Origin of the sequence: Oceanobacillus bengalensis (genome assembly GCF_003628445.1) — a bacterium.
In the GTDB taxonomy this organism is placed as follows: Bacteria; Bacillota; Bacilli; order Bacillales; family Amphibacillaceae; genus Oceanobacillus; species Oceanobacillus bengalensis.
In genome coordinates this window covers 34,489-56,277 of record NZ_RBZO01000023.1, presented here as the reverse complement: position 1 = coordinate 56,277, position 21,789 = coordinate 34,489, and the positions used below count along the sequence as shown (strand labels likewise).

Here is a 21,789-nt window from a genome sequence, read left to right as displayed (position 1 = left end):
CGAATATTTGATAAAAACTGGAAAGCGTTGAATAGCGCTTTCCAGTTTTTTTTGTAGAACAAAACGAAGCGCACGCATTTACTTTTAATGCGTGCGCTCCTCTCACCGAAATAATTAATTTTCATCATCTGTAATCGTGTTATCATTCTTTACTACCCAAAATGAAACAATGATAGCAGCGACAATTACGATAAAGGGTGCAGCAAATATTAAAAAATCATTTAACAAACAGCTCACTCCTTTTTCTTCTTATTACCTTCGACATAATCCTTGTCGAAAAGAAATAGTTTTAACAATAAATAAATGGAAGGAACTAGCAAGATAAAACCTAGAATGAACACGACAACGAGCGAAATAGCCATCGCTTCATTCGTGAATCCGTCCTGTATCGTTAAGTGTGGATACAGAAGATATGGATAATGTGAAATTCCGTATGCATAAAAGGCTAGAGCAAATTGTCCAATTAATAGCCAAACAGAGACACCATAATTTTTTTGTTTCCATAATAACCAGACAGTGGCTAACCAAAGAATAGCTGAAAGTGCGAACATCCAGCCTAAATCTAGAATACGTTCAAAATGTTCTGGATTGTGATAGCTTAATTCGAATATGATCCCACCTGCAGCAATAATCAATGGAACAGCCCATGATAGGGCATATTTTCGCATTAATTTTGTTGCATCAACATCACCAGCTTTGTTTGCATACCAGGTGAGGAAAACGGCAGAGATATATAATACCGCTGCAAGCGCTAATACAACAATAGACCAGGATAAGGGACTTGTGAATAGTGCCCAATAATCGAGAACAGGGTTACCATCAACAATCGATACAAATCCACCTTCCGTAATTGCAAGTACCACCGATAAAGAGGCAGGGACGAGAAGTCCTGATATTCCATACATAAACGCATATCCTTTATGCCCCTTTGTTCCATATGTTTCAAAGGCATAATAGGAACCACGAATTGCCATCAAGATAATTGCTAGGCTTGCAGGTACAAGTAGAATCGTCCCAAAGTAAAAGGCAGTTTTTGGAAAGAACCCTACAATTCCAACAAAGAAGAATACGAAAAATACATTCGTTACTTCCCAAACAGGTGACAAATAGCGTTGAATAATTTTCGACAAAATATGCTGTTTGCCCGAGATAATACCGTAAGCATTGAAGAAACCAGCTCCAAAATCAATCGATCCAAGTATGACGTAACCGAATAGAAACGTCCAAAGTACGGAAATACCTAATATTTCTAGACTCATTTCTCTTCACCACCCTGTTTTGCTTCATAGCGCTTGAGCTCTAAATCTACAGGATTATTTTTAAATATCCTACGTAGTACAACAATCGTTCCTATTCCTAATACAAGGTACAGGGCTGCAAACAAGATAAACATCAATCCTACATAATCACTTGAGGTGGCAGCTTGATCAACCGTCATTATTCCGCGAAGAATCCATGGTTGTCTTCCAACCTCAGCCATCCACCAGCCAGCCTCAATTGCCAGGAAGGAAAGTGGTCCACCAAGAACAATAAGCCAGCGGAACCAATTTGCTTTTACAAATGACCATGAAAGCCTTGTCCCTAGCCAATAAACGAGAGCTAATACAATCATAAATACACCAATTGTAACCATTAAATCAAAGAAATAGTGGGTAACGAGTGGCGCGGTTTCTTCTTCTGGGAATTGATCCAAACCAATTACTTCAGAAGTAGGATTTCCATGTGCCAAAATACTTAATGCAAAAGGAATTTTAATGGCGTATTTCACTTCTTGATTTTCATCTAATATTCCATACATCAAGAGTGGTGCGGCTTCCTCTGTTTCAAAATGCCATTCAGCAACAGCTAATTTTTCTGGTTGATATTCTGCTAAATATTTACCAGAGAAGTCACCAATTAATGCTGTAGCAATAGAGAAAACAAGCCCAATCTTCATTGTCATATGAAGTGCTTTCTTATGGTACGCATGATTCGATCCTTTAATTAGTTTATATGCTGCAATCGCTGCAAGCATAAAGGCTGCTGTCATATATGCTGTTGCTAAAACGTGTGAGACCTTTGTCGGCATAGCTGCTGTGAACATTGCAAGTAATGGATTCGCATTCACAAGTTGTCCATCGACAAGGTCAAAGCCTTGTGGAGCATTCATAAACGAATTAACGATCGTAATAAATAGTGCTGAACATCCTGCGCCGATGGCCACTGGAATTAACAGCAAGAAATGTTTTCGTTGATCAAATCGGTCCCATGTATATGAATAAATACCTAAGAAGATTGCTTCAAAGAAGAATGCAAAAACTTCCATAAAAAGAGGTAATGCAATAATATTACCTGCAAGCTCCATAAAGTTTGGCCATAATAATGAGAGCTGTAACCCGATGATGGTACCAGTTACTACCCCGACTGCAACCGTAACAAGATATCCCCGTGCCCATCGTTTGGCCATCATAATGTAGTGGTAGTCATTTTTCTTAATTCCTAGCCAATGCGCAATCATAATAAAGAGTGGGACACCCACACCAATTGTTGCGTAAATAATGTGGAAGGATAGGGTCAGTAATGTTAATAATCTACTTGCAAACACTGGATCATCAAATAACAAGTATCTTCTACCTCCTTATTTTGCGATTTATTCAAGTTTATTACCTGATATACCCATTTTGTGAAAAAATAAACAATCATTATTATATTTTAACTCAAAATACAATAAAAAAACGATATTACATATGACAATATAGCAAACGTCTGATGAATGAATTGTGAACAAAAATACAAATGTTATTTTCAAAGAGATAAGCTTTCTTTTATTCTTCCTTTATTCTGTACTATTATTTAACGTTTTTATTTAGAAGGAAATAAAACTTTCAATAATTAGTGGAATTCCCAGAAATATAATTCATTACAGAAAATTAACACCCGATTAATATCGGCTTAATAATGAATGCGTACAATCGACACTGAACGACACTATAAAGAAAGAGGGGAATCGTTTTGCAGAAGAAAATCGTTTATGTTTTAGGTATAATCATGCTAGTTTTTTTACTAGCCGCATGTAGTGAAGAATCTAATGTAGATGCTGAAAATGAAGACACAGAAAGTACAGAAGAAAATACAGGAGAAAATAATGAATCCGAGGAAACTGCGGAAGCTGAAGAAAATAGACAAATTGATGAGCTATCGATCGGGTTTGTACCATCTAGAGAACCAGAAGAAATTATTACAGCTACAGAACCGTTAAAAGAATTATTAACAGAAGAATTAGCAAACTTAGGCTATGATGTAGGGAATGTGGACATTACCGTTGGAACGAATTATGAAGCAGTTGGGGAAGCTTTGTCAGCAGGTACAACTGATATTGGTTTGATTCCTGGTGGTACGTATGTATTATACGATGATGGTGCTGAGGTTATCTTAACTGCAACTCGAGCTGGTTTATCAAATGATTCCGATGATCCTGCAGATTGGAATGCAAATGAACCAACAGAGGATTCTGATATACAAGCAACTTCTTATCGCGCAATCCTTATTGCTGGTCCATCTGAAAAAGGACAGGAATTGGCAGAAAAAGTAAACAATGGGGAAGAATTAACATTTGAAGATGTAAACAGTGCAACTTGGAGCGTGATGTCCTCCTCTTCTCCTGCAGGATATATTTATCCTGCGCTGTGGTTACAAGAACGTTTCGATAAAACCATTACAGATTTAGACAATGTTGTCCAAGTTGATTCTTATGGTAATGCATTTGCTCGATTAGCCCAAGAACAAACCGACATCATGGTAACGTATGCCGATGGACGTCGTGACAATGAGGATGTATGGACTTCTGATCTGGAGCGATCTGCAACCATTTGGGAGGAAACAGATCTAATTGGGGTAACACCAGGCATTTACAATGATACAGTAAGTGTTAGTAAAAATTCTGATATCATGGACGAAGAATTAAAAGCAGCATTACAAGAAGCATTCATCAATATCGGTGAATCGGAAGCTGGAAAAGAAGTCATCTCCATTTACAATCATGAAGGCTATCAAGTAGCAGAAGACGCTGATTATGATAATGAACGTGCTGCTCAAGAGATTGTACAACAAATAGGTCAATAAAACTGGAAATCTTACGTAAAAAAGAGGACATTTCTAAATGCTCTTCTTTTTTACCCTATACATAATTTGGAAGAATATTAGAATGGAGTTTTAGCATGATAGAGTTTATCGAAGTGGATAAGAAATATCCCAATGGAACAATGGCACTTGAGAATATTAATCTAACCATTGAGGACGGAGAATTTGTCGCTGTTATTGGTTTATCTGGCGCAGGGAAATCCACATTGATTCGTTGTGTCAATCGTATGCATGAAATTAGCAATGGAAAACTGGTAGTCGATGGTGTTGAGGTAGCTGCTTTAAAAGGGAAAGAAGTTCGTAAGTTCCGCAGAAAAATTGGTATGATTTTTCAGTCGTTTAATTTAGTTACTAGAACAACGGTGATCAAAAATGTCCTTGTATCGTTTGTTCCTGAAATGCCGTTTTGGCGCAAGCTTCTAGGAGTATATACGCAGGAACAGAAAAGAGAAGCATTAATGGCGTTGGACCAAGTTGGAATTTTAGATAAAGCTTACGCACGAGTCGACCAGTTATCGGGTGGTCAGCAGCAACGTGTTGCTCTTGCTCGCACACTAGCACAAAACCCCGCGATTCTGTTAGCGGATGAACCAGTAGCTTCTTTAGACCCGGTAACCGCAAAACAAGTAATGGATGACTTTAAACACATCAATCAGGAAATGAAAATGACCGTGATTATGAATATTCACCATGTAGAATTAGCGTTGGAATACGCAAATCGAATTATCGGTATCAGTAAAGGCCAAGTAGTATATGACGGTGCAGCATCCGAAGTGAATCAGGATATATTGGATATGATTTATGGCAACAACCAGAAGGAACTAGAGGTGAGTAGAAAGGAAGAAGTAAGCTATGTATGATCGCATTTTTCTTCCTAAAAAAATCACATTAGAAAATGGAAAAACGGTATATGAAAAACGATCACGCCTGCCATTCATTGTGGCACTTCTTCTTCTAGCAGTGATTATTTCAATTAGAATAACTGGGTTTGAACTGGAATTACTTTTAGAGCGGTGGATGCAGTTTTTTGTTATTATCGGGCAAATGATTCCTCCAAATTGGGAGCATTTTTCTAATATTTGGGTGCCATTGTTGGATACGATAAAAATGTCGCTCCTAGGTTCGCTGTTAGGTGCTTTGGTTGCCTTGCCGATTGCAGTTCTAGCTTCGTCTAATATTGTAAAGAGCAAGGTCGTTGTTGCTTTGTTTACGTTTTTCCTAAGTATTCTTCGCACCTTGCCTACACTTATTTCCGCCTTGATTGCAACTTTTGTTTTTGGGCTTGGAACGGTTGCGGGAACAGTAGCTATTTTCTTATTTACACTTGCTTATGTTGGAAAGCTATTATATGAACAGATTGAAAATGTTGATATGGGTGCATTTGAAGCAATGGAGTCGATTGGATTAACAAAAGTTCAAGCATTTCGCTATGCCGTTTTTCCACAGATTCTTCCAAACTATCTTTCTACATCATTGTTCTGTTTTGAGGGGAATGTTCGATATGCAGCTATCCTAGGCTATGTTGGTGCAGGCGGAATTGGTTTACTGCTGAACGAAGGACTAGGCTGGAGAAATTATGCTAATGTAGGAATCATTCTACTGCTGCTTGTGATTACAGTATTTATCATTGAAAATGCCAGTGAATATTTTCGGAAGAAGTTAATGTAAGGGGGAGAATACGTGAATACAATTGAAAATCAACTTAAATGGGAACCGAAAAATAAAACCTACATGATCACAGTTTCTCTCATTTTGCTACTTCTTTTTGGGTGGTCTTTATCTGCGATTGATTTAAGTGAAATGGAAACGCAGGGATTTCAGGTTGCCATAAATATTATTACTGGCATCTTACAGCCAGATTTAGAGTTATTGTTGACCTTTAACCAGCAGGGAGTACTCTATTTATTAATAGAAACCGTGGCCATTGCTTTTCTAGGAACAATAATTGGTGCTATTTTAGCCATTCCATTTGCTTTTCTTTCTGCATCCAATGTTGTACCTGCACCAGTTGCCTATGTAACTCGTATTGTTTTAATTTTTGTTCGTACCGTTCCTGCAATCGTATATGGCTTAATGTTTATTCGGGTGACTGGACCTGGTGCATTTGCAGGGGTTTTGACGATGTCTTTAACATCGATTGGGATGTTGTCTAAACTATACGTGGATGCAATTGAAGATTTGGATACAAAGGTACTTGAATCAATGACATCGATTGGCTGCAACATATTTGAAAAAATTCGCTTCGGTATTATTCCACAGCTATTTGCTATGTTTTTATCGATTGTTATATACCGATTTGATATGAATTTGCGAGATGCTGCTGTTCTCGGTTTAGTAGGTGCTGGAGGGATTGGTGCTCCACTGATTTTTGCAATGAATGCGTATCGCTGGAATGAGGTAGGTTCGTTATTAATTGGTCTCGTGATATTGATTTTACTAGTAGAATGGCTATCAAATCGCTTGCGGGCCAAATTAGTTCGAGGGTAAGCCGGGATAGAAGTCTATTAATGAGTTCTCTTGCCTATCGCAAACATCAAAGATTTAAGTTAAAATGACCATCAATATAAATTTGGTGGTCATTTTTTGTTGAAATAAAAGGGTTTATAATCAATTCTACTTTTATAAATTTATGCTCGAAAGTCTCATTTTCTGTATTGATTTAAAGTTTAGATTATTTACTGCATCTAAATATTCGAAAGCCTAGTATATCCTTATATACGTTTGCTAGGTTTTCATGTTCTTTCAAAATAGTAAAGTATTCATAATCTATATCTTCTGAAAGAGAGAAATCAGCAGCATCGTCAGCATTATTTTCATTAAACTGTATTTCATGTTTTTCTATATTTATGTGGTTATACCCTCCTTTCTGAAAGGCGATTATCCATTCAAATTCGGTTAATAATTGCGGTACACCATAAAAACTTTTAATCTCTTCTAAGTGTTTCTTAGAATGGTGAACGTCGAGTGTCATTTCAATAGCCAAAAGTATACCATTTGGTTTTAATACCCGATGAGCTTCCTGAATGGTCTTGGAGACATCTGTAAATGAAAGAACAGATTCTGATAAAACGATATCGAATACATTTTCTTGATAGGGGATATTTTCCGCGTTTGCCTGCTGTAACTCTATAGGTAATTGTAGTGAAAAGAATCTTTCCTTTGCTTTTTCCAACATAGTCCGATTATTATCTATTGCACTAACTTGGCAATTATACTGCGTGGCAATGTGAGCAGCAGTTTGACCTGTTCCGCATCCAATATCAAGAACCGATGTTGTTTTATCTATCGTTTCTTTGGATAAGATGTCTTTCGTAAGGCCAAGCCCGCCAGGATGTGCCCCGCCAACTCCGAGTAATGCAAGACAATCAAGATATGTGTAATCCAAGTTAATTCACTCCCTTATCTTTTAATGAATTTAGAAACTAGAGGACTCACTTGGCTGTACACATCCATTATTTGTTTTCCAGTAATACTTATTTTTTCTATATCTATTTTTCCATCGGATGTCCGAAATGAAGATAATAAATTTGGTCTAGTGGATATTCTTGGATTTTGAGATAATCTGTGCCGTGGTCTCATTGCGTATGGCGGAATAGGGCGTCTAGGTTTTTGGTGAAACATATAGGAAACACCTCCATTTTTATGTTCTATTTTATATTATTGCTGAAGAGGGTTTATGGGAGGGTATGCGTACTAATGAAATAGCATTTATTTTTTATTAGGATGTTTCGCAATATTTACCAATTAAATTCATATTATATTAAAAATTGCTTTGTGTAGGGGTGTAGAAAATGAGTGTAATTCGGACGGATAAATGGTTGCTGAAGTTATATGATTACCCAATTGATATATGCGAAAAATTAAAAGTATATTTTGCTGATGCTTCGGCCTCGGAAGTCTATGAATATTTAAGTTTACACGGAATGTATCAACCAACTAAAAGAGGAACAGATCTCGTAAAAACTTTAAGAAATAATAACACGTGGGAAGTAATAGAAAAGGAGCATCAAATTCTAAAAGAAATGTGGGATGGGCCTGATATTCCAATTTTTATTTTCCCACTAAATAGTCATCAACTTCTTAAACGAGATGTAGTGGAAAAATCAGGTCTAGCTTTTAAGGATAAATTATTTTTATTTGTCTCCGAGGAAAATACTGAAAAAGATATAAGTGCCTTGTTTACACATGAATATAATCATGTTTGTCGATTAACAAAATTTAATAAGAAAGAAGAGGACTACGTGTTGTTAGACACAATTGTTTTGGAAGGGTTGGCAGAATATGCAGTATGTGAAAGATTTGGTGAAGAATGTACAGCTGACTGGACATCTTTTTATTCAGATGAAGAGCTTAAAATGATTTGGAATAAGCTAATCTATCCAAATAGAAATACTTCAAAGAACTCTGCTAAACATCATAAGCTTTTGTATGGTGCGGGTTTACATCCAAAAATGTCGGGATATTGTGTCGGGTACTATTTAGTAAATAAATATGTAGAAGCATTTCACCATACTAGTAAAAGTCTATTTATTATAGATACAGAAATGATAGCTAAGGTTACTTTAGAATAAAACGAAAACAGACGAATAATTTTACGTCTGTTTTTCGTTTGCTTTCGTAAAAATATGGCAAACTACTACCAAAAGAAAAATGGTAGGAGAGCCAGTGTGCCAATTGCCCCTAAAGCAATCCCTAATCCAAATCCACCATAGCCGTATCCGTAACCATAGCCAAACCCACCAAGATTTCTAGTAGGGCCAAATGGCTGTAAATAGACGCTTCTTTTGTCAACATGTCGAATAATTCCTCTATGAGTTCTCCCATCACGCGTTGTTATTCTTACTGCTCTACCTTTATATCGGCAGCACATATTGTAATATTCAGCTGACATTCCTTCACCCCCGTATCCCCGGAATCGAACACATGACATTATATGTTATGGTAGTCTTTTCAGGAAGGACATCTATATCAGGGTTTTCATTGATTTTCGCATTTATTTAGTATGGATTACGTAATGCTAGCGTTAATGTTTTTTATCCTTATCAGTAGAGAAAAGATAACCTTGAGCTACTTGGTTACTTAACTTTTTCGTTGATAGGTAGAAAGCATGACTCCTCCAACAATAATAATGGAACCTACTATCTCAAACACTGTAATTGCCTTGGAAAGTAAGATTACTCCCATAATCATCGCTACAAAAGGTTCCAAATTAGATAATATAGAAGCCTTTGAAGCAGCGACATGGCGAATGTTATTATTCCAAATAAGGTTGGCTATACCATGGACAACAACGGCTGTTACGATGAGAAAAGCCCAATCAGAAGCTTCAGTACTTATTCGTATAGGATTGTCCAAAAGAAAAGCAAACGGAATTGAAATAATAAATCCCACAATATTTGAATATAACGTGATTGTAAGTGGGTCAATTCTTTGGGAGATTACTCTCGTTATAATAATCATGATAGCGAAAGTTACCATCGTTATGACAATCCATATAAGACCTGTATCAATGTGTAATGAAGACAGGTTCCCTTTAGCTACAACAAAATAAATCCCAATGATTGCAACAATAGATCCTAATAGCGTTGGAAGGCTTAATTTTTCTTTTAAAAAAATAGCAGCCAGGAAGCCAGTTAATATTGGCGCTGTCGCTAGAATTAATGCAGATGTTGTAGAATCAGCTGTTTGTAATCCTACAAAGAAGGACCATTGATTAATGAATACACCAACAATTCCTAAAGAAAAAATTGCAAGTAAATCACTTTTGTTTAATCGTTTCAATTGTTTTTTGTAAGCTGATAATCCCAGTAATAATATCACAATAAAGAAAAGTCTTAGGGATGTTAACAGAGTTGGTGAGAAATCCTGAACCAATATCTTACCAAATACAAAGTTACTTCCCCAAACAACTACACAGAAAATTAGCCAAGCATAAGCTTTTAACATATTTGTTACTCTCCTAATAAATATAAATGATTAATGGTAATCCAATATAAAAGAAGCAGTATCTTAGGCGACTGCTTCTTAGAGTAAGCTCTAATATAATTGTGCTCCAGATTATCCACTTTATTTTAAAAGTTTTGCGTTTCATAACAAATGCCCTGTGATGCCACACTTGTCATCTTAATAAATATCCACATGCTCCCTAGAATGCATAGAGGGAAATGTGCTATGCTTTTTTTATGATAAGGAATATTGAATCTGATAATTATATATAGTCCTGTGGATAAATGCAAGGGATACTTCAGGTTTGATTGAAGAGATGCTGTGTTTTGTGAATGATAGTCATTATATTACGAAGGGAAGTATTGAACATAATTGTAGAAGTGATGTAGCAAATAGGGGGCAGGTCATACGAACGAAGCGGATACAACCTATTATTAAGGAATACAGAAAGAAGGAAAAGAGGCAAGATAATTTTGTGAAAAGAGATATCCTAGCATCAAATGGTGTTACCCATACAGTCGAAATGGAGACGAAATTTAGTGAAAAGGATTGTGTAAGTCGTTATGATAATAGAGAAGCTGGACATTAATAGACCATACGGTAAGATAAGATATTTGTGCTTTGCCCATATTGAGGAGGCTTTATCATGAAGGATGAATTAATGAAAATGCTTGAAGAACGGGAAGATGAGATGATTGAAATTCGTCGTTATCTCCATGAACATCCCGAACTTTCTTTTAAAGAAGAAAAAACTGCTGTCTATATTGCCGATTTTTACAATGGAAAAGATGTTGAAATCGAAACAAATGTAGGAAATGGCCATGGAATCATTGTCACGATTAAAGGGGCTTCGGAAGGTAAAACGGTTGGACTCCGTGCTGATTTCGATGCCTTACCAATTGAGGAAGAAGCTGATGTTCCGTTTAAATCCAAAAATAAAGGTGTAATGCATGCTTGTGGTCATGATGCCCATACAGCATATTTGTTAATTTTGGCTGACTGTCTTATCCAGTTAAAGGACAAAATGAAAGGTACGATTAAAATTATTCACCAACACGCAGAGGAGCAGCCCCCTGGTGGAGCAAAAAGTATTATGGATTCAGGAAAACTTGCTGATTTAGATGCGATTTTCGGTATTCACGTCCTACCAATGGCACCAGCAGGAACGGTTGGCTATCATAGCGGATATTCCTTTAACGGTCGAACCTATTTTAAATTGCGGATACAGGGTGTTGGCGGTCATGGATCATCACCACATAAAGCGAATGATGCTATTGTTGCAGGTGCTTATTTTGTTACAGCGGTGCAAACGGTTGTCAGTCGCAGGGTCAATCCACTGGATGCTGGTGTCGTTACTATTGGATCATTTGACGGAAAAGGTAGCTTTAACGTGATTAAGGATAGCATTGAAATTGAAGGGGATATTCGCTATTCAAATGAGGAAACGCAAGAAGTGATTGACAAGGAATTTCATCGGGTTGGAAGCATTATTCGGTGTGACTTGTGAACTTACGTATACACCTGACTATCCACCATTATATAACGATCCTGAATTAACCACATTTGTTGCAGATACTTTAAACGGAATTCAGGATAAAGATATTAAAGAAGTAAAAGAATTCCCTAAGATGTCACCATCAGATGACTTTGCATACTATTTGGAAAAAATTCCCGGTTCGTATTTCTTTATTGGTTGTACTCCAAAGGGTGTTAAAGAATCGTACTTTAATCATCATCCGAAATTCGATATGGATGAGGATTCAATTCTAGTTGCAGCCAAATCAGTGGGACATGTTGTTTGTGGCTATTTAGATCAGGAATAATGCGGAAGTATAAAGTTGTTGTAGGAATTGTGGAGGATTTACTTCTTATTAACTAGGGATTTAAAAAGCGGGATATTATCTTGCTTTTTTCCTTATGGGGAAGATAAAATTTGAGCGTAGATTTAAGAAAAAGCAGTCCATCGATGTATGAAGAGCAAATAATACTTCTGAAACTAGAGAAAAACCGACTCAAATATCGATAATAGAAGGTTATCAACGACGGAAGGATCGGAAAATTGAATCCAACCGTCGATGATGGAGGCTGTCAACGCCTGAAGGGAAGGAATCCATCCATCAAAAGTAGATGATGAAGGCTGTCAACGACGTAAGGAAAAGGAAACAGCGCTCAAAGGTAGATGATGGAGGCTGTCAACGACGTAAGGAAAAGGAAACAGCGATTAAAGGTAGATGATGAAGGCTGTCAACGCCTGAAGGGCAGGAATCCATCCATAAAAGGTCGATGATGGAGGCTGTCAACGACGTAAGGAAAAGGAAACAGCGCTCAAAGGTCGATGATGGAGGCTGTCAACGACGTAAGGAAAAGGAAACAGCGACCAACCGTCGATGATAAAGGCTGTCAACGACGTAAGAACAGTAAAACAGCCACCAACCGTCGATGATGAAGGCTGTCAACGACGTAAGGAAAAGGAAACAGCCACCAAAGGTAGATGATAAAGGCTGTCAACGACGTAAGGAAAAGGAAACAGCGCTCAAAGGTAGATGATGAAGGCTGTCAACGACGTAAGGAAAAGGAAACAGCGCTCAAAGGTAGATGATGGAGGCTGTCAACGACGTAAGGAAAAGGAAACAGCGCTCAAAGGTAGATGATGGAGGCTGTCAACTACCTAAGGAAAAGGAAACAGCGCTCAAAGGTAGATGATGAAGGCTGTCAACGCCTGAAGGACAGGGATCCATCCATCAAAGGTAGATGATAAAGGCTGTCAACGCCGGAAGAACAGTAAAACAGCCACCAACCGTCGATGATAAAGGCTGTCAACGCCTGAAGAGCAGGAACCCATCCGCCAACCGTCGATGATGAAGGTTATCAACACCAAAAGCAATTTATTCGTAGTAAGACCATCTGTGGTCTCCAATTTTTTTGTAGTTAGTTGATAAAACATGACTAATGCTTTTCTTAGATTCCACCACCTGACACCAATCATAAACAATATTTGACGTAATCTTCTCATTAGGAAATAAAATCTTAAATTCTTTAACACTTCTTAGGACAGCATTTGTAACGGGCTCGAAATGTCCACATTCTCCACAAATACATCTCCTTTTCACGACAGATACAGAATACGATTGGCATATTGGGCAAATAATCCCTTTTCGAAGTTGATGATAATCATAGGTGGGTATCTTACTGTATGGAGAGTCTGTTATATGCATCGATATTAACTGGTCAGCAAGTCTTCTATTTGTCGTGGTTAATTTAGAAGGGGTGGCATTTAAATTGCTTAAGTAACTTTTAACTTGTGTTGGAAAAATAATTGGTTTATCTAGAGGAGCTTGGTACAAGGTGAATTTGGAATTGATAAAAACAACGGAAGCATCAATAGGGAGTTTGTAACCGAGGCTTAGAAGTAGCTGACTTAATAAGGATTCGCTTCTACTTAATTGATGGAGTGGGTTGGTAACTTCTAATTTGGGTCTCTTGAATAACTTGTCCGATTCTAAATAATAATCACCTTCATGGTTTTTCACTTCATAAAAGAAGATCTTTCCCGCTGTAATAATTAGGGAATCAATTTGGAAAGTAGAATTATTTGCTTCGAGTAATAAGTCATTCAATATGAAGCATTCACATTGAAGTTTCTCGGTTAGGGAATCAAATAACAACTCACCTTCATATCCCTTTTTAAGATTATAGTAATGATGCTTGTCCTTTGTAGTTAGATTCATTCGAGGGGTTAATAATTCGAGAACGATTAAATCATGCGGCTTTGTACGAGCTTTATAAGACATGGTTCACTTCCTTTTATCTAAATATTCTAAGTTAAGTATATTACATATTTAAATAAATTCCAATTATTACCGACTTGAAAAATCTAATACTCCAAAAGTTAACATCACAAAATATAGTATAACGCTTCATTATCGCCGTTATTCACAAACAATATACTTAAAATAAAGAAAATCAGGTAAGAAAGAGCTCAAATAAGAAGATTTACCATTCATGCGTCCTGGTTTTTCCTATATACTAAAACTAAAAAGTAAATAGGAGATTGATTTTAATGGGGAATTTACAACGAAAGATTTTCATCTATATGGTAGTATTCTTATCGTGTTTGGCTCTCCCAATATTTAGTAAAGCAGAGGATATATATAATGCAAATGCACATACAGAAAGAAAAACAAACATCACCCTTTTCGATACAGAGAAGTTACTCGAGCGATTTTCTTTCCATTCGGGTTATACATTTGATTATCCTGATGCTGTAAGAGGAATATATGTGACGGGAACTTCAGCTGGATCTAACCGATTTAATGCCCTATTAGACCTTGTTGAAACAACCGATTTAAATGCCATGGTAATTGATGTAAAAGATGATCATGGAAATTTAACTTTTAAACCAGAAGAGGGCTCAAAATATGAAAGCATCGCAAAAAATCATATCACCGACCCAAAAGCGATGATGCAAACCCTTGAAGAAAAGGGAATTTATCCAATCGCAAGGGTAGTTGTCTTTAAAGACACACAATTGGCTAACAGGAGACCAGACCTATCGTATACTGAGAATGGCAAGGTTTGGGTAAATGGTAGGGGAGAGGCATTTGTTAATCCATTTTTGAAAGAAGTATGGGATTATAATGTAGAAATTGCAAAAATGGCAGCTGAGATGGGATTTCAGGAAATTCAATTTGATTATGTTCGTTTCCCAGAAGGGTTTGAGAAAAAAGACAAAACACTGAAGTATTCAATGGGTGATTACGAAAAGCTTGATATGAATAGTGTGAAAAAACGAGTGGAAGCAGTAACAGACTTTGTTGCATATGCAAAGCAGGAATTAGAGCATTATGATATTGATGTTGCAGTTGATATTTTCGGATATGCGGCAACGATTGAAGAGGCACCAGGTATTGGGCAAAACTTCGCTAAGATCTCTGAGAATGTAGACGTTATCTCTTCCATGATTTATCCAAGTCATTGGTCCAAAAATTATTTCGGTATTGATATACCAGACGAAGAGCCGTATCGCCTTGTATCTGAGTATGCCAAAGTGGAAAATGATGTCCTGGGTGCGTTAGATAATCCGCCAGTGTCAAGGCCATGGCTCCAAGATTTTGAAGCACCTTGGATTTATGAAGGTGGTCCAGTTAAACAATACGGCAAGGAAGAAGTAGAAGCACAGATAAAAGCACTGTATGAAAATGGAATCAATGAATATTTGCTATGGAACGCAGGGAATTATTACTCAGAAAATGTAGAATATCGGCTTGGAATGAAATAAATGAGAGCCATTTAAGCAGATTTTTCGTAAAAGGGAGGTCTGCTTTTCTATTTCTTTCCAATCCTTTCAAATGCCGTTATACCCCTGAATTTAAGGGAAACATCGATTTTTCAAATGATTTATAGTTGGCTATACTAAAGAAGGCAATCGATTTTTACGAAAAAACAAAAAAAGGGGTAAATGAATGAATTGGTATGATAAGTTGAAAGAATACTTTCCCATTGAGGAAATGAAATCAAAGGAACATATGGAAATGTTACTAAAGGAAAAAGCAGATGTTTATCATAAAGATGAAAGTCCGAAACATGTGTTGATGTATGCAGAGTTTGATACGTTTATATTCATTGATTATATATGGGTTTCGTCAACGACGAGAGGGCAAGGAATCGGGCATCAATTAATTGAGAAGTTAAAAGCAAAAAATAAACCAATTATATTAGAGGTTGAACCGGTTAATTATGAGGATTCTGACACAGAGAAAAGATTACATTTTTACCGGAGAGAAAGCTTCACACATGCCAGATCCATTGGCTATAGTCGGAGATCTCTAGCGACAAATGAAGAAACGCCAATGGAAATCCTTTATTGGTCACCAGCAGATGATTCTGAAGAAATGATTTATGAACAAATGAGAAAGATGTATGAGGATATTCATACGTATAAAGATGAAGAAATATATGGAAAAGCATATCAACCTTCAGAAGAAGTATTACATTATGACAAAAATCGTGAAACAGAAGATATTTTAGGGAATCTAGAAGTTGAAAAGTAGACATTATCGGCCACCTAGCGTGAAAAGCTAAGTGGCTACATTTGTTTTTTTCAATTAGAGCGTTTAATTGATAACGGATTAGGGTATGTTACATAGTAAATGAAAAGTTTATGTGAACGTTGGATAAAATACCTAATATTTCTTGAATAACCTCTACCTTTTACTTGACAATTGTAGTATACTGTACATAAAGGTTATTTACACTTATTTTAATTTAAGAATGAAATAAGTTATCCTATGTTTATTAGAAATTTATACTTATAGAATGAGGAGTGAAGGTACATGGTAACGCTTTATACCTCACCAAGTTGTACATCTTGCAGAAAAGCAAAAGCATGGTTAGAAGAACATAACATAGCATATAAAGAACGCAATATCTTTTCTGAAGCCTTAACACTTGATGAAATCAAAGAAATATTGCGCATGACTGAAGATGGAACGGATGAGATTATTTCAACACGTTCTAAAGTTTTCCAAAGTCTAGATCTTAATATCGAACAATTACCAATGAAACAATTATTTACATTGATTCAAAAAAATCCGGGGCTTTTAAGAAGACCGATTATACTTGACGAAAAACGTCTACAAGTGGGATATAATGAGGATGAAATTAGGAGATTCTTACCTAGAACTGTCCGGACCTTCCAATTAAAAGAAGCGCAAAGGATGGTAAACTAACCATCATTGTTGCCTATATAAAAATAAAAGCGCAGAATAGTCATATTCTGCGTTTTTTTTCTAATACGATAAGAATGTGCGCTTTTCTTAGTGAACGCACATGTGATGACAAATTGATGATAATGGTTTAGAATGTTGAATTAACTATTCATATGAAACTGCAATAAATAGTTGGCTTATATAGGCATATTAATTTCCAAGATGCAGTACACTATCATACAATAAGTAATAAGAAAAGGTGAATAGTTAGTAAATGCTATTATGGTATAGGCACACATTATGTCAATATATATAGATAATGGTGAAGGACTCTCTTCCACCTAACTGTTTATACTTTCAGGGTCTTAACAAGAAGGTAAACATTTTCTACAAGAAGGGAGAGAAAGAAAAATGGATATAGAAAGAATTAATGAGAATACCGTGAAATTCTACATTTCGTACCTAGATATTGAGAATTTAGGATTTGAACGTGAAGAAATATGGTATGACAGGGAACGAAGTGAACAGCTATTCTGGCAAATGATGGATGAAGTAAATTATAAAGAAGATTTTAATGTTGATGGACCTTTATGGATACAAGTTCAAGCATTAGAAAAAGGGCTAGAAGTAATTGTCACAAAAGCGAAAATCACGAAAAATGGTGATCTTAAAACCCAGGATGGAATGGCTGACATTCCATATGATGAAAAGATTGAGAATTTATTAGAAGATAAATTCGGGAAGCACGTAACACATTCTGTTGATGAAGATATGGATGGAGCGATGTGGCTTATCGTTGACTTTGACGACTTTGAAGATGTTATCCAGTTAAGTCATTATTTCCAAGATGATACGGATAGTGTGGAAGTAACGCTTTACTATTATAAGAGTAAGTACTATCTTTACATGGAATTTTCGGCTGATTTATTAGATGATCATCTTCAAGAAGATTTAATTAGTCAGGTATTAGAATTCTCCAATGATTCTGATATGACCATTCACGTTCTTGAAGAGTACGGGAAGAAAATCTTTGAATACGATGCTTTTTCACAAGTGAAAGCCTATTTTCCAGCACAAGCCTAAGGCACTCTGATAAAAAAGAGTGTCTATTTTTTTATCTTTTTGGAGGAAAATGCACTTCTTTGTCGAATATAGGAAGCAAGGAGGTGGCTACCCTAGTGTTACAAGCAAAAATGAGTAACGGAAAATTGATTACTTTAGCTAATTTGCCACGGAATAAAATAGAAGCATTACGTAACACCGCTTTTTACTGCCCTTCATGTCATAAACCAGTGATGATGAAAGTCGGTTCAAGGATGATTCCACACTTTTCACATTATGCAGACAGGGGGTGTTTGTTACAAGCAGGTGGAGAAGGAATCTACCATGAACAAGGGAAGCTTTTGATTTACAATTGGTTGAATAGCCAGCATTTAGATGTCGCATTGGAAGCATATCTACCAACAATTCATCAGCGACCAGACATTTTACTAACAATAAACAAAAAGAAAATTGCAATTGAATACCAATGTGCAAGAATCCCCATTGAAGAAATAAGAAATCGCAATCAAGGATATCTGTCAGCTGGTATTATCCCCCTTTGGATTCTTGGAGAAAAGCGTTTCTCTAGGAAAACATCAACCCACATTAACATCGATGCATTTACACTTCAATTTATCCATCAATTCTCCGTGAAACATCCAACGCAGATCTTTTACTTTTGTCCTCATACATTAACATTCATCATCGTTCAAGATATCGTATTTACTGGCCGTAGTAGTGCAGTCGGCAAGATTCGAGTATTGAATATGAAAGAGGCAACCCTTCCTCATTTATTCACAATGATTCGTTTTGCGCGGCAGGAATTATTTAACTTATGGGAAAAAGAAAAGAAAAGATTTCGAACGATGCCAAGCGGAAATGCTCGAGGAACTGAACTGGCATGGCGAAGATGGCTTTATCACAGAGGAACAAACAGTGCTTATCTGCCGTCCGTCATCTATTTGCCTACTACTTCACAATATAGAATTCAACTTTCCCCGTGGAACTGGCAAAGCAGAATTTACCTTGATGTTATCGAAAAAGTCCAGGTAGGTAACACTTTCTCTAGTAAAGCTTGTGAACAGCTACTGAAAAGGCAATTACAGCCTTCTTCGCTTTTTCCACTTATGCAATCGAATGATAACCCAATTCTATCGTATTTATCCATTTTAGAAAGTCTACAACTAATTAAACAAGTAGCACCATCCATTTATAAAAAACAAATCCAAATGATGCATTACAAACATGTGGAAGATGCTGTGCATGGTGATAAACAACTGCTAAAACAGTTAGGAGTGCAGCGGGGACAAAATGGGAGCATGATTTTTTGAACTTACGTTATACTAGTAAAGGAGGATTTTCATAAGAAATATAGAATTATAAAGAAAGAACCTAAGGAGGAGTATATTAATGGCAAATCAAACAAAAGAATTACCAAAGCGTACCGAGATTCCTGAAGAAAAAACATGGAGACTTGAAGATATCTTTGAAACCGATGAGGTTTGGAATGCTGAATTTAAAAAACTTCAGGAAGAGATACCAGCGATTTCCGAATATCAGGGGAAGTTATCTGAATCAGCTGATACATTATTTGAATTATTGACATTACAAGACAAGATTTCTGAACGTTTAGGTAAGCTCTATACATATGCGCATATGCGCTATGATCAAGATACAACGAATTCTTCCTACCAAGCAATGAATGCACAAGCTGAAAATGTGTTAACACAGGCAGGAAGTACAATGAGTTTTGTCGTTCCAGAAATTCTTGCAATGGATGAAGGGAAAATTGAAGCGTTTGTAGAAGAAAAAGAAGAATTAGAATTATATAAGAAGACATTGGATGAAATCACACGTCAGCGTCCACATGTTCTAAGTGAGAAAGAGGAAGTATTACTTGCAGAAGCATCAGAAGCCTTATCAACGGCATCGCAAACGTTTGGTATGCTAAACAATGCAGATTTAACTTTTCCTGCAGTTACAGATGAGAATGGGGAAGAGGTGGATCTAACACATGGTAGATATAGTAGGTTCTTGGAATCGAAGGATCGCCGTGTAAGAGAAGAAGCGTTTAAAGCAATGCATGATACGTATGGTAAGTTTAAGAACACATTTGCATCCACATTAGGTGGTAACGTAAAGACACACAATTTCTCTGCTAAGGTTCGTAATTACGAATCAGCTAGACAAGCAGCATTGGATAATAATAATATCCCAGAAGCAGTGTATGATAATTTAGTTGAAGCAGTAAATGAAAAGTTACCACTCCTTCATCGATATACTGAATTACGTAAGAAAGTTTTGAAATTAGATGAATTACACATGTATGATTTATATACGCCACTTGTAAAAGATGTCGAAATGAAAGTAACGTATGAAGAGGCGCAAGACTATGTTCTGAAAGGACTCACACCACTTGGTGAGGAATATACGAACATCGTGAAAGAAGGATTTGACAATCGTTGGATAGACGTGGAAGAAAATAAAGGAAAACGTAGTGGCGCATATTCTTCTGGTGCTTATGGTACAAATCCGTATATTTTGATGAATTGGCAGGATAATGTCAATAACACGTTTACATTGGCACATGAGTTTGGACATTCTGTTCATAGTTATTATACGAGGAAAAATCAACCGTTCCGCTATGGTAATTATTCCATCTTCGTTGCAGAAGTTGCATCAACCTGTAATGAAGCATTACTAAATGATTACTTATTAAATAATCTTGAGGATGAAAAAGAAAAGCTGTACATCTTAAATCATTTTCTAGAAGGATTCCGTGGTACCGTATTCCGCCAAACAATGTTTGCAGAATTTGAGCATGATATCCATGTAAGAGCACAGAACGGTGAAGCATTGACAGCCGATAAATTAACAGAAATCTATTATGATTTGAATAAGAAGTATTATGGGGAAGCGGTCGTATCCGATGAGGAAATTGGATTAGAATGGGCGAGAATCCCACATTTTTATTATAATTATTATGTTTATCAATATGCTACAGGATACTCAGCTGCAACTTCATTAGCGAACCAGATATTAACAGAAGGTGAAAGTGCTACGAAGCGCTATTTAGATTTCTTGAAGGCCGGTAGTAGTGATTATCCAATTGAAGTATTGAAAAAAGCTGGAGTAGACATGACTTCGAAAGAGCCAATCTTGGCAGCACTTGATGTATTTGAAGAAAAACTCAATGAAATGGAAAAACTATTATTAGGTTAATTCTTGTGAAGGGGTGTCTTAGCTACACCCCTTTTAAATTTGAACATTTTGTGAAAACATGAACATTGTTATTGTCATTTATTAATAGACCTGTTATTATTAATTTGTAAGTTAATTACAAACAAATACCCCTTTTGTTTGATCATAAAACTTTCTCCCATCCCCCTTTGTATTTATACAAAGAACGGAATTGAGGATATACGCTGCCCCGTATATCCTCTTTATTTTTGTGAAGTTTTTCGTATAGATTTTGCTAAAACGGTGAAGTGAGTGCACGCCCGATTCTGCAGCAGGTGGTACACGGACCTTAAGGCAAGGCTTCAGCCAATAGCATTGTCTTAGATTCGAACGAACTAGTAACAGGAACCTTATTTGAACATTTTGTGAAAGTATGATCATATTACTTGTTATTTAAACAATGACCTGATAATATAAGTATATAAGTTAATCACAAACAAATCCCCTTTTGTTTGATTTTGAAACTTTCTCCCATCCCCCTTTGTATTTATACAAAGAACGGAAAAAGGATATACACTGCCCTGTATATCCTTTTATTTTTTGTGTTTTTACATCACCGCATTCTTCTTCGATAGTTTTTGGGATTTCTGAAGGAATAGATTGTTAAGTAGATGGAGATAAATAATAATGGTAACGTAAAGAACAGGGGAATTAATTGCATCAAACCAAGAATGTTTAGAAAAAAAGCTGATATTAATAAGATTAGAAATAATATCGGGTAGATTTGTTGCAACAC

At 36.4% G+C, this 21,789-nt stretch carries 20 protein-coding genes and 1 pseudogene; 13 read left to right on the top strand and 8 right to left on the bottom strand.

What is annotated here, in order from left to right; genetic code table 11:
- Positions 1–114: 114 nt before the first annotated feature.
- Genes cydS through D8M05_RS14110 form a run of 3 tightly spaced genes read right to left on the bottom strand, consistent with a single transcriptional unit; the run spans position 115 to position 2,602 of the window.
- Positions 115–228, bottom strand: coding sequence for a cytochrome bd oxidase small subunit CydS family protein (cydS, locus tag D8M05_RS20930; protein ID WP_379542982.1), 114 nt, complete (start codon positions 226–228; stop codon positions 115–117).
- Positions 229–233: 5 nt separating this feature from the next.
- Positions 234–1,259, bottom strand: coding sequence for a cytochrome d ubiquinol oxidase subunit II (locus D8M05_RS14115; protein ID WP_121132886.1), 1,026 nt, complete (start codon positions 1,257–1,259; stop codon positions 234–236).
- On the bottom strand, positions 1,256–2,602 hold the full coding sequence (locus D8M05_RS14110; protein ID WP_121132885.1) for a cytochrome ubiquinol oxidase subunit I: 1,347 nt from the start codon (positions 2,600–2,602) through the stop codon (positions 1,256–1,258). The genes D8M05_RS14115 and D8M05_RS14110 overlap by 4 nt, the downstream gene beginning before the upstream one ends.
- Positions 2,603–2,991: 389 nt before the next feature.
- On the opposite strand from D8M05_RS14110, the gene D8M05_RS14105 reads away from it, so the two are divergent.
- From D8M05_RS14105 to phnE (D8M05_RS14090), 4 genes are all read left to right on the top strand, one after another.
- Positions 2,992–4,101, top strand: a complete 1,110-nt coding sequence (locus D8M05_RS14105; protein ID WP_245985380.1) for a phosphate/phosphite/phosphonate ABC transporter substrate-binding protein — start codon at positions 2,992–2,994, stop codon at positions 4,099–4,101.
- Positions 4,102–4,196: 95 nt separating this feature from the next.
- Positions 4,197–4,979, top strand: a complete 783-nt coding sequence (gene phnC, locus D8M05_RS14100; protein WP_121132883.1) for a phosphonate ABC transporter ATP-binding protein — start codon at positions 4,197–4,199, stop codon at positions 4,977–4,979.
- Entirely contained in the window at positions 4,972–5,787 is an 816-nt protein-coding gene (phnE, locus tag D8M05_RS14095; protein WP_121132882.1) for a phosphonate ABC transporter, permease protein PhnE, read from the top strand. Before phnC ends, phnE (D8M05_RS14095) begins: the two co-directional genes overlap by 8 nt.
- Before the next feature lie 12 nt (positions 5,788–5,799).
- Positions 5,800–6,606 (top strand): phosphonate ABC transporter, permease protein PhnE, encoded by an 807-nt coding sequence (gene phnE, locus D8M05_RS14090; RefSeq protein WP_183072805.1) that lies wholly within the window; start codon positions 5,800–5,802, stop codon positions 6,604–6,606.
- A gap of 184 nt (positions 6,607–6,790) precedes the next feature.
- Here the strand turns inward: phnE (D8M05_RS14090) and D8M05_RS14085 are convergent, their stop codons facing one another.
- Both D8M05_RS14085 and D8M05_RS20925 read right to left on the bottom strand, forming a co-directional pair.
- Entirely contained in the window at positions 6,791–7,504 is a 714-nt protein-coding gene (locus tag D8M05_RS14085; RefSeq protein ID WP_342772264.1) for a class I SAM-dependent methyltransferase, read from the bottom strand.
- A 14-nt stretch (positions 7,505–7,518) separates the two neighbouring features.
- Positions 7,519–7,740, bottom strand: coding sequence for a YppG family protein (locus D8M05_RS20925; RefSeq protein ID WP_121132878.1), 222 nt, complete (start codon positions 7,738–7,740; stop codon positions 7,519–7,521).
- Positions 7,741–7,910: 170 nt separating this feature from the next.
- Here D8M05_RS20925 and D8M05_RS14075 point away from each other — a divergent pair, with 170 nt between their 5' ends.
- Positions 7,911–8,690 carry a DUF2268 domain-containing putative Zn-dependent protease gene (locus D8M05_RS14075; RefSeq protein ID WP_121132876.1) on the top strand — a complete coding sequence of 260 codons (780 nt, stop codon included), beginning with the start codon at positions 7,911–7,913 and terminating at the stop codon, positions 8,688–8,690.
- Positions 8,691–8,755: 65 nt separating this feature from the next.
- Here D8M05_RS14075 and D8M05_RS14070 read toward each other — a convergent pair whose 3' ends face one another.
- Both D8M05_RS14070 and D8M05_RS14065 read right to left on the bottom strand, forming a co-directional pair.
- Complete coding sequence (locus tag D8M05_RS14070) at positions 8,756–9,010, bottom strand: hypothetical protein (protein ID WP_121132874.1); 255 nt, start codon at positions 9,008–9,010, stop codon at positions 8,756–8,758.
- 188 nt (positions 9,011–9,198) lie between these two features.
- Complete coding sequence (locus tag D8M05_RS14065) at positions 9,199–10,065, bottom strand: DMT family transporter (RefSeq protein WP_121132872.1); 867 nt, start codon at positions 10,063–10,065, stop codon at positions 9,199–9,201.
- Between the two features lie 328 nt (positions 10,066–10,393).
- On the opposite strand from D8M05_RS14065, the gene D8M05_RS14060 reads away from it, so the two are divergent.
- A complete protein-coding gene (locus tag D8M05_RS14060; RefSeq protein ID WP_147405184.1) occupies positions 10,394–10,654 on the top strand; it encodes a hypothetical protein in 261 nt (86 codons plus the stop codon).
- A gap of 57 nt (positions 10,655–10,711) precedes the next feature.
- A pseudogene (locus tag D8M05_RS14055) lies at positions 10,712–11,888 on the top strand (amidohydrolase).
- A gap of 1,062 nt (positions 11,889–12,950) precedes the next feature.
- Here the strand turns inward: D8M05_RS14055 and D8M05_RS14050 are convergent.
- Positions 12,951–13,856, bottom strand: a complete 906-nt coding sequence (locus tag D8M05_RS14050; RefSeq protein WP_121132868.1) for a nuclease-related domain-containing protein — start codon at positions 13,854–13,856, stop codon at positions 12,951–12,953.
- Between the two features lie 269 nt (positions 13,857–14,125).
- On the opposite strand from D8M05_RS14050, the gene D8M05_RS14045 reads away from it, so the two are divergent.
- From D8M05_RS14045 to pepF, 6 genes are all read left to right on the top strand, one after another.
- Complete coding sequence (locus D8M05_RS14045; RefSeq protein ID WP_121132866.1) at positions 14,126–15,343, top strand: putative glycoside hydrolase; 1,218 nt, start codon at positions 14,126–14,128, stop codon at positions 15,341–15,343.
- 184 nt (positions 15,344–15,527) lie between these two features.
- Positions 15,528–16,115, top strand: coding sequence for a GNAT family N-acetyltransferase (locus D8M05_RS14040; RefSeq protein ID WP_121132864.1), 588 nt, complete (start codon positions 15,528–15,530; stop codon positions 16,113–16,115).
- Between the two features lie 282 nt (positions 16,116–16,397).
- Positions 16,398–16,793, top strand: coding sequence for a transcriptional regulator SpxA (gene spxA, locus D8M05_RS14035; protein ID WP_121132862.1), 396 nt, complete (start codon positions 16,398–16,400; stop codon positions 16,791–16,793).
- Between the two features lie 390 nt (positions 16,794–17,183).
- Positions 17,184–17,855: an adaptor protein MecA gene (mecA, locus tag D8M05_RS14030; RefSeq protein WP_121132860.1), complete on the top strand. Its 672-nt coding sequence runs from the start codon at positions 17,184–17,186 to the stop codon at positions 17,853–17,855.
- 95 nt (positions 17,856–17,950) lie between these two features.
- Positions 17,951–19,144, top strand: a complete 1,194-nt coding sequence (locus tag D8M05_RS14025) for a competence protein CoiA (RefSeq protein ID WP_121132858.1) — start codon at positions 17,951–17,953, stop codon at positions 19,142–19,144.
- Positions 19,145–19,223: 79 nt separating this feature from the next.
- The gene (pepF, locus tag D8M05_RS14020; RefSeq protein WP_121132856.1) at positions 19,224–21,035 is read left to right on the top strand and encodes an oligoendopeptidase F; all 1,812 of its coding nucleotides are present in this window, start codon (positions 19,224–19,226) and stop codon (positions 21,033–21,035) included.
- Positions 21,036–21,789: the final 754 nt, after the last annotated feature.